General features: G+C 66.7%; 14 protein-coding genes and 1 pseudogene. 9 read left to right on the top strand and 6 right to left on the bottom strand.

Annotation, left to right across the window (positions count from 1 at the left end; all coding sequences use genetic code 11):
• Nucleotides 1-288: 288 nt before the first annotated feature.
• Nucleotides 289-1,125, bottom strand: coding sequence for a mycofactocin-coupled SDR family oxidoreductase (locus BN976_RS14920; RefSeq protein ID WP_036371634.1), 837 nt, complete (start codon nt 1,123-1,125; stop codon nt 289-291).
• Nucleotides 1,126-1,199: 74 nt separating this feature from the next.
• Nucleotides 1,200-1,724, bottom strand: a complete 525-nt coding sequence (locus BN976_RS14915; RefSeq protein WP_011781347.1) for a nuclear transport factor 2-like protein — start codon at nt 1,722-1,724, stop codon at nt 1,200-1,202.
• A gap of 161 nt (nt 1,725-1,885) precedes the next feature.
• Here BN976_RS14915 and BN976_RS14910 point away from each other — a divergent pair, with 161 nt between their 5' ends.
• Nucleotides 1,886-2,488, top strand: coding sequence for a TetR/AcrR family transcriptional regulator (locus BN976_RS14910; protein WP_011781348.1), 603 nt, complete (start codon nt 1,886-1,888; stop codon nt 2,486-2,488).
• Nucleotides 2,489-2,574: 86 nt separating this feature from the next.
• Here BN976_RS14910 and BN976_RS14905 read toward each other — a convergent pair whose 3' ends face one another.
• The gene (locus tag BN976_RS14905) at nt 2,575-3,180 is read right to left on the bottom strand and encodes a TetR/AcrR family transcriptional regulator (protein WP_011781349.1); all 606 of its coding nucleotides are present in this window, start codon (nt 3,178-3,180) and stop codon (nt 2,575-2,577) included.
• Between the two features lie 124 nt (nt 3,181-3,304).
• Here BN976_RS14905 and BN976_RS14900 point away from each other — a divergent pair, with 124 nt between their 5' ends.
• The 4 genes and pseudogenes from BN976_RS14900 to BN976_RS14885 all read left to right on the top strand — a co-directional run bounded on the left by BN976_RS14900 (nt 3,305) and on the right by BN976_RS14885 (nt 8,026).
• On the top strand, nt 3,305-4,483 hold the full coding sequence (locus BN976_RS14900; RefSeq protein ID WP_036371633.1) for a spirocyclase AveC family protein: 1,179 nt from the start codon (nt 3,305-3,307) through the stop codon (nt 4,481-4,483).
• A pseudogene (locus tag BN976_RS14895) lies at nt 4,470-5,290 on the top strand (AAA family ATPase). Before BN976_RS14900 ends, BN976_RS14895 begins: the two are co-directional and overlap by 14 nt.
• Nucleotides 5,287-6,999, top strand: a complete 1,713-nt coding sequence (locus BN976_RS14890; RefSeq protein ID WP_036371632.1) for a nitric oxide reductase activation protein NorD — start codon at nt 5,287-5,289, stop codon at nt 6,997-6,999. The pseudogene BN976_RS14895 and the gene BN976_RS14890 overlap by 4 nt, the downstream one beginning before the upstream one ends.
• A 73-nt stretch (nt 7,000-7,072) precedes the next feature.
• Nucleotides 7,073-8,026 (top strand): TIGR03564 family F420-dependent LLM class oxidoreductase, encoded by a 954-nt coding sequence (locus BN976_RS14885; protein ID WP_036371631.1) that lies wholly within the window; start codon nt 7,073-7,075, stop codon nt 8,024-8,026.
• Here BN976_RS14885 and BN976_RS14880 read toward each other — a convergent pair.
• Complete coding sequence (locus tag BN976_RS14880; RefSeq protein WP_036371630.1) at nt 7,976-8,215, bottom strand: hypothetical protein; 240 nt, start codon at nt 8,213-8,215, stop codon at nt 7,976-7,978. The genes BN976_RS14885 and BN976_RS14880 overlap by 51 nt on opposite strands.
• Nucleotides 8,216-8,395: 180 nt before the next feature.
• On the opposite strand from BN976_RS14880, the gene BN976_RS14875 reads away from it, so the two are divergent.
• Genes BN976_RS14875 through BN976_RS14860 form a run of 4 tightly spaced genes read left to right on the top strand, consistent with a single transcriptional unit; the run spans nt 8,396 to nt 12,260 of the window.
• Nucleotides 8,396-8,986 carry a TetR/AcrR family transcriptional regulator gene (locus tag BN976_RS14875; RefSeq protein WP_086008441.1) on the top strand — a complete coding sequence of 197 codons (591 nt, stop codon included), beginning with the start codon at nt 8,396-8,398 and terminating at the stop codon, nt 8,984-8,986.
• Complete coding sequence (locus BN976_RS14870) at nt 8,961-10,259, top strand: acyl-CoA dehydrogenase family protein (RefSeq protein WP_036371628.1); 1,299 nt, start codon at nt 8,961-8,963, stop codon at nt 10,257-10,259. Before BN976_RS14875 ends, BN976_RS14870 begins: the two co-directional genes overlap by 26 nt.
• A 35-nt stretch (nt 10,260-10,294) precedes the next feature.
• Nucleotides 10,295-11,287: a phosphotransferase family protein gene (locus tag BN976_RS14865; RefSeq protein ID WP_051558456.1), complete on the top strand. Its 993-nt coding sequence runs from the start codon at nt 10,295-10,297 to the stop codon at nt 11,285-11,287.
• Nucleotides 11,288-11,294: 7 nt separating this feature from the next.
• Complete coding sequence (locus tag BN976_RS14860; RefSeq protein WP_011781357.1) at nt 11,295-12,260, top strand: NADPH:quinone oxidoreductase family protein; 966 nt, start codon at nt 11,295-11,297, stop codon at nt 12,258-12,260.
• 3 nt (nt 12,261-12,263) lie between these two features.
• Here BN976_RS14860 and BN976_RS14855 read toward each other — a convergent pair whose 3' ends face one another.
• Entirely contained in the window at nt 12,264-12,767 is a 504-nt protein-coding gene (locus tag BN976_RS14855) for a hypothetical protein (RefSeq protein WP_011781358.1), read from the bottom strand.
• Complete coding sequence (locus tag BN976_RS14850) at nt 12,764-13,405, bottom strand: TetR/AcrR family transcriptional regulator (RefSeq protein WP_011781359.1); 642 nt, start codon at nt 13,403-13,405, stop codon at nt 12,764-12,766. The genes BN976_RS14855 and BN976_RS14850 overlap by 4 nt, the downstream gene beginning before the upstream one ends.
• Between the last annotated feature and the right edge of the window lie 51 nt (nt 13,406-13,456).

Genomic DNA, 13,456 nt, shown 5'->3' with positions numbered 1-13,456 from the left:
GCAGCTGCCTTTTCGCCATATCGCAGGAGGCGACATCGCTGACGGTATATCGTCGGCACCTTGATCGCAAGTAGTTGATATTCAGCGCGGTCCCGCACTGGGGGTCGGGAGACCGCCGATGCGATCTGTCCAGGCCCGTCGACTGCTGCTCATGAGCTCGGCGCGGGAGCCGCACGAAGCCGGCCAACATGCAGCCCACCATGTCGGGTTGCGCCGCTCGACCGGCATCATCACCGAGAGCGCGCCTGCCGTCGACGTTCTACTCGCCGGCAGGCAACGGGGTCAGCCTCACTTCAGACAGCTTCCGAGATCGATGGGCATCGCGACACCCGTGACATAGCGGGAGTCGTCGGAGGCGAAGAACATGACGGCGTTGGTGATGTCCTCGACCTCCACCCACGGTCGCGGCATGGTGTGGAACATCTGACAGATCGGGGCGATGTCGTCCGGACCGGGATTCTCCAGATCCGGACGGAACATCCTGAACGTCTCGTCGTTCATCACCATCGGCGAGTTGACGTGGGTGGGGTGCACGCTGTTGACCCTGATCATGTGCTGCCCCAGCTCCGTCGCGCACGACCGCATCAGGCCGACGACCCCGTGCTTGGCCGATACATACTGACTCATCTGCGGATACGCCTTGAGTCCCGCCACCGAACTGGTCAGGACGATCGATCCGCCGCGGCCCCCGGCGATCATGTGCGGTATCCCCGCCTTCACCGTCTTCCAGACACCGGTGAGGTTGACGTCCATCATGGTCTGCCAGACGTCCTCTTCGAGCGTCTCGACCGTCTGGCCACCGTTGCCGATACCGGCATTGGCCAGGATGATGTCGAGCCGGCCGAGTTCGGCGACCCCCCGGTCGACGACCGCTTTCATCGCGTCGTAGTCACGGACGTCGACCTCCTCGGCGATGATCCGCCGGCCGAGGGCCTCCACACGTGCCTTCGTCTCCAGCAGGTCACCCGGCGTCGCGAGATCGAGTTGGACGTTGTCGACGTTCTTGCACACGTCGATGGCGATGATGTCCGCGCCCTCTTCCGCGAGTTTGATCGCGTGACTGCGCCCTTGGCCGCGTGCCGCCCCGGTGACGAACGCGACCTTTCCCTCAACCCGTCCTGGCATTTCGGGGTCCTCGATTCTGTTGCAGCCCAATATCAATCGTCAGTGTGGCGGCGGCCGGTGGAGCCGACCCAAGATCAGAGCGTGATGCTGTGCTTCTCGAAGTGCCGCGCCAGGGCCTGCATGTACTCGTCACCGTGGAACGGTCCCCTCGCCCCGATCGCAGCCTCCAGGAACGGGCCGTACTCGTCGTCGTTGACGTAGGTCGACCAGTGCACGATCCGGCATTCGTCGTCGGTCTCGACGAAGCTGATGGAGTAGAACCCCATCGTCTCGCCGGTGTTGACGTTGGTCCCCTCCCAGCGGTAGCGCTGGACGAAGCCGTTTTCTGCCGGCCACACCTTGAAGTCGACGGGCCTCCAATCCGGGAACGTCACGCCGTAGGCCTTGGCCTCGATGGTGGCGGCGGTATCCCAGTGGGTGGCCACGTCCTTGAGCACCAGTTCCTGGTCGGCGACGAAGTACGGCGAGGTGTAGACGGCGTCGTCTGCGAACTCCCATTCGTCGTAGCTCTCGCCTTCCTGCACCTTCTGCAGCACGTACTTGTCGCGGTAGCTCTCGGCCATCCGGCGGTGCTTTGCGATGCGATCGACCAGATCCATTGCGTCACTCTTCTTTCCGTTCGCCCGCGAGCGTGAATCGGCGGCAGCACTAAAGACGCTGCCAGCGTTGAATATACATAGTTGTATCCGATATACAAGGTCGAATACTTTGCCCTGGGGATGCGGGACCAGACGCGGCCGAGAGCTGGGAGAATGACGTCGTGGCGGAACGGTGGACCAGGCAGCGACGGGTGGAACACACCCGGACGTTGCTGCTGGACGCCGCCGAGGAGGTCGTCGCACGACTGGGATTCGGCGCCGCAGCGCTGGAGGTCATCGCCGATGCGGCCGGCTACACCCGGGGCGCGATCTACTCGCACTTCGGCACCAAGGAGGAGCTGTTCCTGGCGGTGATGGAACGCCAATTACAGCGATTTCTCGATGGTTTCACCGACATCGTCGAGTCCTTTCAGTCGCTGGAGGAACTGGACGTCGACAAGCTCGCCGGTCGCTGGCGCGAGCTGACCATCGGCAACCCGGACCGGGCGGCCCTCGGGTATGAGTTCACGCTGTTCCTGGTGCGCAACCCGGAGGCGCGGGCCCGGGTCGCCGCGCAGCGCAGGCAGACGGCGGACTCGCTGGCCGGCTACATCACCAGCCACATCGAGAAGATCGGCGGCCGGATGCGGGTGCCCGCCGCCACGCTGGCGCGGGTGCTCATCGCGACCAACGAGGGTGTCACGCTGGGCAGCCATGTCGACGGCGAGGACCTGTTCCGGCCGTTCCTGGAGATGGTGCTGGGAAACGTGGAGCCGGCCGGGTAGGACAGTGCGCCGCCCCACGGCGAGATGTCAATGCCCTCACAACCTTTGAGGAGGTCTGCCGGGCGGTTACGCCATCTGCTCAGCGATCAGTCCGGCAGTTTGATGACGGACGTGTACATCTCCACGACCGGCCGGTAGAGGTCGATGTCGTCGAGCTGGCTGGCCAGCACCACGGAGTCGCTGGTGGCGACCAACGCCTGCGCGAACGTCAGCGGAGAGATCAGAAGGCTGGCACCGAGGCGTGTCATCCCCTCGTTGATGAACTTGGCAAGCTGGTCGACGACCTCCGCTCTCTTGGCCGCGACCCGCTCCCGCGCGTCAGGATTGCGCAGTAGATACAAGGTGAACTCGAGACCGAGAGCGGCATGGTCGGCGCCGCGGTCGATGCTCAGCTGCCGCCAGCGCTCGGCGATTTCGTCGAGCTCGTGCGCGCCGACGCGACTGGCGGACGCCATCACCTCGGCGAAATTGTCGAAGTACCGGCGCCAGTACCGGTCGCTCACCGCGAGGAAGAGGTCCTCCTTGGTCGCGAAGTGCTTGTAGATCGCACCCTTCGTGTACCCGGCTGTGCGCGCGATGTCATCGAGAGTCGCTGGTGTGAAGCCCTTTTCGGCGAAAACCTCTTCGGCGGCATCCAACAGCACCGAGCGGGTGTGCTCGAGTCTGCGTTCTCGCGTCCACCGCTCCGCCATGGCGAAAGTCTGCCACAGAATCTGGAAGACCTATTGGAATCTTAGATACCGGTGAGTATATTTGCAGCCGGCTGGATCGGCCGCACCGCCGACCGCTTCCACGATCGTCAAGGGGAAACCGATCATGAGTGATCTGTCCAGAAAGCCCGCCGTCACCGAATCCGTCAGCGGTACTGCTGACCTCGGCAAGCAGGGCCCGTCGCAGTCGAACGCCTTCAAGGTCTGGGCGACTGTCGGCGCCGTGTTCCTGGCGTACACGCTCTATGTGTTCATCCGGTGGGTCAGCGGACCCTACTTCGAGCCGGTGGCGGGAGGCCCGAGCGAGCCACCGCTGTATATGAAGATCCCGCTGATGGCCAATGCGGTCGCGCTCTGGATCGGGTTGCCATTCGCGCTGTGGTTCTTCCTCATTCGCCCCTGGGTGCGGGAGAGGCGCATCACGCTCGACGGCATGCTGCTGGTGTCGATGGGACTGATGATGTTCCAGGATCCGATGCTGAACTACTACAGCACCTGGTGCACGTACAACGCATGGTTGTTCAATCAGGGTTCGTGGGCTCCATATTTCCCGGGGTGGGTGGCCCACGAGGAACCAGGCCATACCGTGCCCGAGCCACTGCTGACCAACATTCCCGGCTACATGTACGGCGTCCTGCTGCTGACCATCGTCGGATGCGCGCTCATGCGCAAGATCAAGAACCGGTGGCCCGGGATCAGCAATCTGCGGCTGGTGCTGGTCACCTATGCGATCGCCATCGTCTTCGACTTCATCATGGAGGGGCTCATCCTCCTTCCGATCGGCTTCTACTCCTACCCCGGCGCCATCCAGGAGTTGTCGATCAACGCCGGCACCTACTACCAGTACCCCATCTACGAGGGCTTCATGTGGGGCGGAGTCCAGGCGGCGCTGTGCTGCCTGCGCTTTTTCACCGACAACCGGGGCCGGACCGTGGTCGAGCGCGGATTGGACCGCGTCCGTGGCGGATTCGTCAAGCAGCAGTTCGTCCGCTTCCTGGCGATCTTCGGCGGTGTCAGCGCATGCTTCTTCCTCTTCTACAACGTCCCGGCGACCTGGCTCGGCATGCAGGGCGATCCGTGGCCCGAAGATGTGCAGAAGCGCTCCTACTTCAACCCCGGCATCTGCGGCGAGGGAACCGACCGACCGTGCCCGAATCCCGACCTGCCCCTGCCAACCAGGCACTCGGGGTACGTCAACCACGACGGTGAGCTCGTGCTGCCGGACGGGGTGGAGATGCCGCCCGTCGTGCCGATCCAGAGAACGAACGGTGATGACGGTCGATAACTGTCGGCTGACCGCCGAAGCGGGTTCGCCGGCGCCGTTCTACCGAGCCGCCGGCCCGGAGGTCGAGATCTTCCGGGCGGCGGCCCGCCGCGGTTCGCCGGTCCTGCTCAAGGGACCGACGGGTTGCGGGAAGACCCGTTTCGTCGAGGCGATGGCTCACGATCTCGGACGTGAACTGATCACAGTCGCCGGCCATGAGGACATGACCTCGGCAGACCTGGTCGGCCGCTTCCTGCTCAAAGGTGGCGAGACGGTCTGGGTGGACGGCCCGCTGACCAGAGCCGTGCGTGACGGCGCCATCTGCTACCTGGACGAGATCGTGGAGGCGCGTCAGGACCCACAGTGGTGATCCATCCGCTGGCAGACCATCGTCGCGAGCTACCCATCGATCGACTCAGCACCACACTGTCGGCGGCACCGGGCTTTCAGCTCGTGATCTCCTACAACCCCGGCTACCAGAGCATCCTCAAGAGCCTCAAAGACTCGACACGGCAGCGCTTCGTGGCGATCAGCCTCGATTTCCCGGCTGCCGAGATCGAGACCGAGGTCGTCGCGCAGGAGGCGGGCATCGACGAGTCGACCGCCGGTTCCCTGGTCGCCCTCGGAAACGCCATCCGAAATCTCGACGGCGCAGCACTGAGCGAGGTGGCATCGACCCGCATGCTGATTCTGGCGGGCGGCCTCGTCGCCGAAGGTCTGCACCTGCGCGATGCCGTCCAGTCGGCCGTGGTCGAGGTGCTGTCCGACGATCCCGACGTGATCCGTGGCCTCGGCGAACTCGTCGATGCCGTCCTGCCACGGCGGTGACCACCGAGCGCTGCGAACCAGACCGCTTCCGGTTCCTGGCCGGATTCCTCGCAGGACGGCCGGTCGGCGTCGCCGAGGTCCCCGCGGGCGGATCCGCCTACACCGATGGCCGGGTCGTCTTCGTATCGGCGAACGCTGACGAAGATACGCAGCGCCGCGAAGTGCTGGTCCAGAGTGCACTTCTCGGAGCCGGAAGCCTCGACGCGGAGTACGTCAGGCGGCTGCGGGCACGACCCCCGCTCGCGCGCCGCTACCTGGCCCTCGAAGCTCACCGTGTCCTGGCCGAACTCGCCCAGCGCGTCCCGCTCGCGGCAGCGGTCGGTCCCGCCGCTCCGCCGCAGTCCACCAGTTCCGAGGAATCGCTGAACATCGCCTCGGGCAGAACGAAGCTCGACGCGCCGCCGGACTGGTTCGGGACGATCAAACCGTCGAAACTGATCCACGCCGGCGTCGAGTCAGGTGGGCGGGCTACCGACGCCGACATCCGGACGGCCGTCGAGCACGCCGATGGGTCCGAGCTGGACGATGACGACGACGACGGGCCGGCCGAGAAGAGTTGGATCTTGCGGCTGTTCGAGGTTCCCCTCGGCGCGCAGGCGCCCGCGAACTTCCTGCGGACGCTGTTCGGCAGATCTCGCTCTTCCGGAAGCGAGGGTGCCGGCGGTGAGCTGGGAGTCGGCTCGATCCAGCGGATGTCCAGGGCCGGTGTGCACGCACGGCCGCTGCCCACTCCGATCCGCTTCACCGGGGACGAGAAGCCAGGTGCCGCAATCGGGATCGGCGGCGCGTGGTACCCGGAATGGGATGTGTACCGCGGCGGGTATCGGCAGGACTGGTGCCGCGTGATCGATTTCCCGGTCACGGCCGCAGCGGGGGCTACCGTCGCCGGTGCCGAACGTGACGCCGTGCTGGGGCGCCGGCTGGCTCGAATCGGCCTGGGCCCGAAGGTGTTGCATGCCCGCGCCGACGGCGACGACGTGGACACCGAGGCTTTGATCGACCTCTTCGTCGACCTCCGATCGGGCCATTCACCGCCCGAGCACGTGTACACCGAGCGCCGAAAGCTCGCCCGTGACCTCGGTGTGCTCATCCTCGTCGATGCCTCGGGATCGGCGACCGACGCCGACGGCGACGGGCTCGCCGTCCACGAGCACCAACGCCGGGCGGCGGCCACGCTGGCCCTGACGCTCGAAGAACTCGGCGACCGCGTGGCGGTGTACGGATTCCGGTCGCAGGGCCGACGCGCAGTACATCTACCGGTGATCAAGAGTTTCGGGGAGCGCTTCGGCGCCAAGGGCCCGGCCCGCCTCGGTCAGCTGCATCCATCGGGCTATACCCGGCTCGGAGCCGGTATCCGTGGCGCCGGCGACATCCTCAAGAAGCAAGCGGGGACCCCTCACCGGTTGCTGCTCGTGCTGTCCGACGGCTTTCCCTACGACGACGGCTACGAAGGACGCTATGCCGAGGCCGATTCCCGCAAAGCGCTCGAGGAGTTGCGCGCCGACGGAGTCGGGTGCCTGTGCCTGTCGATCGGTGCCGCGACCGACGCGGAGGCGATGGATCGAGTGTTCGGGTCCGCGAGCCACGCCAGCGGGGCGACCCTGGCCGAGCTCAGCTCCCGGATGGATGAGTGGTTCCTGGCAGCGCTGAAGGAACTGTCCGCTCCGCGGCCGCGCGAGGTATATGCTGCGCGACGGCGTCGCAAGTAGTTGACATTCGCTCCGTGGCGGAGGTTCCCGTGCCCGGCGACCGCAGATCCTCGAAGGAGACGAGAAGAGTGTCATGCGTATCGGCCTGATGGTCGGCTCGGACAGAGATCGGCCGCGGCGGGACCGACTTGACGGCGTGATCACCGACGGCACCGCAGCCGAAGCACTCGGGTTCAGCTCCTTCTGGTTCCCGCAGGTACCGGGTTACCTGGACGCGATGACGGCCCTCGCGCTGCTCGGCGCCTCCACCACCACCATCGAACTCGGCACCGCGGTGGTCCCGATCCAGACTCGGCATCCGATGATCCTGGCGCAGCAGGGGTTGACGACCAACGCGGCGTGCGGCGGGCGATTCACACTCGGCCTGGGACTTTCTCATGACTGGATCATCAACGGGCAGTTGGGAATTCCCTACCAGCGACCGGTGCGGGAGTTGCGTGATCACCTCGAGGTGCTGACCGCTGCGTTCGACGGGCCGGGGCAGGTCGACGTCGACAACGACAGCTTCCGTGTGCACAGCCCGGTGGACGTGAGCGACCTCTCCCCGCCGGTCCTGCTGGCGGCGCTCGGACCGACGATGTTGCGGATCGCCGGGGAGCGTACCGATGGCACCATCCTGTGGATGGCCGACGAGCGTGCGATCGCCGAGCATGTCGCACCGCGCATCACCGCCGCCGCGCACGCAGCGGGCCGCCCGGCACCCCGTGTGGTCGCCGGGGTTCCCGTCGCGGTGTGCGCGCCCGGCGACGTCGACGCCGCACAGCGCTACGCGAGTGAGCTCCTCGGGCACGCCCACTTCTCCCCCAACTACGTCGCGCTGCTCGAGCACGGCGACGCCGCAGACGTCGGCGACACGATGGCCGCCGGTGACGAGTCCTGCGTGCTGAACCGGCTGCGCGCCTACCGCGACGCCGGGGTCACCGATCTCGCCGCCCGTATCGTGCCGCTCGGCGACGACCCCGCTTCGCGGCGCCGATCACGGGAGCGGACGGCGGAATTCCTGGCCTCGGTCGTCTCGGAGTTCTGACGACATTCGCCGGGACCGCACGATCGACGCGACGGCTGCTACGCCGACCGAGACACCCACCGAACACGCGAACACACCGACGATCAGGTGCCGCACAAACCCGGCCGAGAAGAACGCCGCCAGCTGGAGCCCTCCGGCGACGAACGCCAGCAGGGCGAACACCAACGCGGCGGCCCTCAGCACACGCATGCGACCCATTCTGCCGAGGACGATCTTCAGGTACCCATAGTTAGGCTTCGGTCAACTATTGGCTCCCATGATTTTGCCTGTTATCTTCACGATGTGGCGGCTACCCGGCCCGATACGCAACCTGACCACGGTCAGCGTCGAGCCTCTTTCCAGCGTGCGAGGTCCCGAGAGACCAAGCGCATGCTGGTTCAGGCCGCGATGGCGCTGTGGCGCACCAAGGGCTACGCCACCACCACCGTCGCCGACATCTGCACCGCGGCCGGAGTTTCCAAAGCGCTCTTCTACTTCTACTTCCCGCGCAAGGAAGACGTGCTCTTCGAGGTCGGCGTCCTGTCCACGCAGTCCGCGCACCGGACGATCCACGCGCTGTTGAAGAAGCCCTACGAGATCGAGTCCGTCGTCTCGGCGGCGCTGACCGCGTTCGAACGCTCGATGGCCCGCAACCCCAGAGAACTGATCATCGAGACGATCCTTGAGGGTTACCGGCACGAGCACCGCATCATGGCCGACGGCAGCCCGCCGGATGTGGACGCCGACATGTTCACCGAGCTCTTCACCCGGGCCAGGTCCGACGGAAAGCTGCCCGGCACGGTCGATACCGCCCATCTGGCCTACCTGGCGCAGACGATGGTCAGCGAGGGCGCCCGGCATTGGGCGGCCGGAGCGTTCGGGTCGCGCTCGTTCGCCGAGGTCGTCACGGCTGACATCTGCACGCTCGTCAACGGATACACGGCAAGGAGGCCGCATGTGGAGTTTCGAGACCGACCCTGAGTATCAGAAAGTCCTGGACTGGGCGGACGAATTCGTCCGGGAGGAGGTCGAGCCGCTCGACCTCGCGTTTCCCCATCAGCAGTTCGTGCCGCTGGACGGCGAGCGGCGCAGGGCGATCGACCCTCTCAAGGAGGAGGTGCGCCGCCGCGGTCTGTGGGCCACGCATCTGGGCGCCGACCTCGGCGGCCAGGGGTACGGCCAGCTCAAGCTTGCACTGCTCAACGAGATCCTGGGCCGCTCCCAGTGGGCGCCGGTCATCTTCGGCTGTCAGGCGCCCGACACCGGCAACGCCGAGATCATCGCCCACTACGGGACCGAGGAACAGAAACAGAAGTACCTGCGTCCGCTGTTGGACGGGGAGTTGTTCTCCTGCTACTCGATGACCGAACCGCACGCCGGTGCCGATCCCACCATGTTCACCACCAGCGCCGTGCGCGACGGCGACGACTGGGTCATTAATGGCTGGAAGTTCTTCTCCTCGAACGCGGCCACCGCGTCGTTCCTCATCGTCATGGTGGTCACCAATCGTGAAGTCAGTGCCTACCAAGGGATGTCGATGTTCCTCGTCCCCACTGACACACCCGGGGTGAAGATCGAACGCAACATCGGCCTCTACGGCGAAGGCGCCGAGCACGGTTCGCACGCGCTGATCCACTACGACAACGTGCGGGTGCCCGCGGAGGCACTGCTCGGCGGTGAGGGGCAGGCGTTCGTCATCGCGCAGACCCGCCTCGGCGGTGGCCGCATCCACCACGCGATGCGCACCATAGGCCTGTCCCGCAAGGCCCTGGGCATGATGTGCGAGCGCGCGCTCAGCCGCGAGACGCAGGGCAGCCGCCTGTCGGACAAACAGTTCGTGCAGGGCTACATCGCCGACTCCTACGCCCAACTGCTGCAGTTCCGGCTGATGGTGCTCTACACCGCCTGGGAGATCGACAAGTACAACGACTACAAGAAGGTCCGTAAGGACATCGCCGCGGTCAAGGTCGTGATGCCGACAGTGCTGCACGACATCGCCTGGCGGGCCATGCAGGTTCACGGCGCGCTCGGCGTCACCAACGAGGTCCCCTTCCTCGGCATGGTGACCGGTGCCGCGGTGATGGGGCTGGCTGACGGGCCGACCGAGGTGCACAAGACGACCGTCGCCAAGCAGGTACTGCGCGACTACCGGCCGGCCGAGGGCCTGTGGCCCTCGGAGTGGATCCCGGCCAAACGCGAAGCGGCACGGGCGAAATACGCGGAGTACCTGGAAAACGAGGTCGGCAACCTGTGAGCGAATCCCTCGACACCGCCCGGCTCGCCGACTGGATGGACAACTCCGGATATCCCGGCAAGGGTGAACCGTTGGCTGCCCGCTTCCTGTCGGGCGGCACGCAGAATGTCATCTTCGAGATCCGTCGGGGGGACCACCACTGCGTGCTGAGGATGCCGCCACCCGGTGCGCCGTCGGACCGCGACAAGGGCATCCTGCGGGAATGGCGCATCATCGAGGCGCTCGACGGCACCGATGTCCCCCACACCGCGGCGGTCGGCGTCTGCACGGACGCGTCGGTGCTGGGTCGCCCGTTCTACCTGATGGGCTTCGTCGACGGATGGTCCCCGATGGACACCCACGGAAAGTGGCCCGAGCCCTTCGACAGCGACGTGTCGACCCGGCCGGGGCTCAGTTATCAACTGGCCGAGGGCATCGCGCTGCTGTCGAAGGTGGACTGGCGAGCCAAGGGCCTGCAGGATCTGGGCCGCCCGGACGGCTTCCACGAACGACAGGTCGACCGCTGGATCGGGTTTCTCGAACGCATCAAGAGGCGCGACCTGCCGGGTCTCGAGGTGGCCACCGACTGGCTGCGCGCCCACAAGCCACTCGACTTCATCCCCGGCCTGATGCACGGCGACTACCAGTTCGCCAACGTGATGTACCGCCACGGGGCTCCCGCGCAGTTGGCGGCCATCGTCGACTGGGAGATGGGGACTGTCGGCGACCCGAAGCTGGACCTGGGATGGATGGTGCAGTCGTGGCCGGAACATACCGACGCGCCTGAACCGTCCGAGATGGGTTACGTCGACATGCGGGGCATGCCGTCACGCGACGATGTCGTCGCGCACTACGCCGAGGTGTCGGGCCGCCAGGTCGACGATCTCGACTACTACCTGGTGCTGGCGAAGTGGAAGTTGGCGATCGTGCTCGAGCAGGGCTTCCAGCGGGCCGGCGACGACGAGAAGCTGCTGGCGTTCGGGCCGGTGGTGACCGGCCTGATGGCCTCGGCCGCCGAACTCGCCGAGTCCACGGATTACCGGGGCTGACGCGGCCATGAGGGCCGCGGTGTGTCCGCAGTACGGGCCTCCCGAGGTGGTGCGCGTCGAGGAGCGGCCGGAACCGAGTGCCGGGCCCGGACAGGTCGTGGTGCGTGTCGAAGCCGCTGCCGTCAACTTTCCCGACGTGTTGCTGGTGGCCGACTCCTATCAGGTCAGCGTGGCACCCCCCTTCGTCCCCGGCAGCGAGTTCACCGGCGTGGTCGACGAGATCGGGCCACACACAACGGGTTTCACGGTCGGCGAGCGGGTGGCCGGGACCGGGATGTTCGGCGCGTTCGCCGAACGGGTGGTGGCCGACGCCGCCGGCCTGACCCCGGTCCCCGACGGCGTCGACGCGCGGACCGCGGCCGCATTCGGCGTCGCGCACCGCACGGCGTATCACGCGCTGCGATCGACGGCACGGCTGTCGGCCGGTGACGAGCTGGTGGTTCTCGGCGCCGGCGGCGGCGTCGGGCTGGCCACGGTCCAACTCGGCGTGGCGCTCGGAGCGCGCGTCACCGCAGTGGCTTCCTCGAACGAGAAGTTGGCTGTGGCAGGCGGTTACGGCGCTGCGACGCTGATCAACCACCGAGACGGCGAGCTGCGGCAGGCGCTGCGGCAGGCGATTCCCGACGGCGCCGACGTCGTGGTCGACCCCGTCGGGGGCGACGTCAGCGAACCTGCGCTGCGCTCACTGGGCAGGGGCGGTCGCTTCGTCAGCGTCGGGTTCGCCTCGGGGGTCATCCCCCGCATCCCACTGAACCTGGTTCTCATCAAGGGAGTCCACGTGCTGGGGTTTCAGTTCCAGGACGTCCCCGCCGACGAGTTCACCCGCAACGAGGTGGAGCTGCGCGAGCTGCTCGTCTCGGGTCGAGTCAAACCCCATGTCGGCGCGGTGTATTCGCTGGACGACACCGTAGCTGCGCTGCGCCACGTCAGCGACGGCCGCGCGATCGGCAAGGTCGTCATCGACCTGAGCTGAATCTCAGCTGGCCGGGACCAGGTCCGCGGCGACCGACGCCATCATGCCGCAACAGAAGGTCTCGCTCAGCCCGACCGGTTCGGTGGCTGCACCGCAGGCCGCCGCGAGCGCCGCAGCCTTGAACGCGCGGGCAGCCGCGCTGAGGCGGTGTTGGACCGGATCGACGCTGCCGCCCAGTTCGGACGGCACCGGCCCACCCCACAACGTCACCTCGGTGCCGCCCTGTTCCAGCGCACCGAGCACGCCGCGGCGCACCCGCTCGTCACGGCCGAAGAGGCCGGCGGCCACCGCAACGGTCTGGGGATGCGGACGCTGCTCCCACGCCGCCAGGACCGATTCCAGGTCCAGGGTGGCGGCGCCGAGGATCTCCAGCGGACGCACGTCTTCGTCGGCTCCGACCAGAACCGTGACGTCCCACCCCGCCATGACGCGGTCGTAGACCCAGCCACCCGCGCACCGCACGGCGTCAGCCACGTTCGGGGCGACGACGTCGAGCCGGTACCTCATGTCGGGCTCGGCTGCGCCGCCAGGTCTCGAGCCAGCGACTCCGCGTACCCCTGGTACACCTCGGTCAGCGGGATTGAAGGATCGAGTAACCATTGGATCTCCATTCCGTTGATGAAGGCGAGAATCTCCGTGGCCTTGGTGGCCGCGTCGAAGTCCTTGCGGTACAGCCCTTTTTGCTGACCGCGGGTGATGAGGTCTTTGATGATGTCCGCCGCGGCACGGTAGCGCTGGTGCAGGCGGTCGTGCAGCGGCGCGTCGGGGGCGAGGTTCTCGGCCAGCAGCACCATGAACGTCCCGACCAGCTCGGGTGACCGTTCGAAGCGCTTGGGCACCCGGGTGAGCTCGGCGATGAGGTCGCCGGACCGGTCGGCATGCGCGTCGTCATCGGCGTCGCGCGCGTCGAGCACCGCATTGAGCAGCTGCTCTTTGGATTCGAAGTGGTGCAGCAGTCCCGCAGGGGTGACGCCCGCCTCCCTGGCGATCTGCGCGAGGGACGTGCTGCGCCACCCGTTGCGTGCCAGCAGCCGCTCCGCCACCGCCAGGATCCGCTGTCTGCGGTCCTCACCTTTGGCGAACAGCGTCGCGTAGGGCCTCTTGGCGTTGCCCAGATCGGACGCGGCGGACTCGGGGGCTGACACTCATCTCCTCGGCTTGAACCAACCTAGTGAACACACAGTAGGTAGGTTTGG

Source organism: Mycolicibacterium austroafricanum, assembly GCF_000612725.1.
In the GTDB taxonomy this organism is placed as follows: domain Bacteria; phylum Actinomycetota; class Actinomycetes; order Mycobacteriales; family Mycobacteriaceae; genus Mycobacterium; species Mycobacterium austroafricanum.
Note: the sequence above shows the minus strand (reverse complement) of the source record. Positions and strands in the feature narration are given on the sequence as shown.

Coding starts and splice junctions, on each gene's coding strand:
- BN976_RS14870 (WP_036371628.1), top strand. CDS start 8,961: ATGTGGAGTTTCGAGACCGACCCTGAGTATCAGAAAGTCCTGGACTGG.
- BN976_RS14905 (WP_011781349.1), bottom strand. CDS start 3,180: ATGGCGGAGCGGTGGACGCGAGAACGCAGACTCGAGCACACCCGCTCG.
- BN976_RS14875 (WP_086008441.1), top strand. CDS start 8,396: ATGCTGGTTCAGGCCGCGATGGCGCTGTGGCGCACCAAGGGCTACGCC.
- BN976_RS14900 (WP_036371633.1), top strand. CDS start 3,305: ATGAGTGATCTGTCCAGAAAGCCCGCCGTCACCGAATCCGTCAGCGGT.
- BN976_RS14855 (WP_011781358.1), bottom strand. CDS start 12,767: ATGAGGTACCGGCTCGACGTCGTCGCCCCGAACGTGGCTGACGCCGTG.
- BN976_RS14920 (WP_036371634.1), bottom strand. CDS start 1,125: ATGCCAGGACGGGTTGAGGGAAAGGTCGCGTTCGTCACCGGGGCGGCA.
- BN976_RS14860 (WP_011781357.1), top strand. CDS start 11,295: ATGAGGGCCGCGGTGTGTCCGCAGTACGGGCCTCCCGAGGTGGTGCGC.
- BN976_RS14915 (WP_011781347.1), bottom strand. CDS start 1,724: ATGGATCTGGTCGATCGCATCGCAAAGCACCGCCGGATGGCCGAGAGC.
- BN976_RS14885 (WP_036371631.1), top strand. CDS start 7,073: ATGCGTATCGGCCTGATGGTCGGCTCGGACAGAGATCGGCCGCGGCGG.
- BN976_RS14865 (WP_051558456.1), top strand. CDS start 10,295: ATGGACAACTCCGGATATCCCGGCAAGGGTGAACCGTTGGCTGCCCGC.
- BN976_RS14880 (WP_036371630.1), bottom strand. CDS start 8,215: ATGCGTGTGCTGAGGGCCGCCGCGTTGGTGTTCGCCCTGCTGGCGTTC.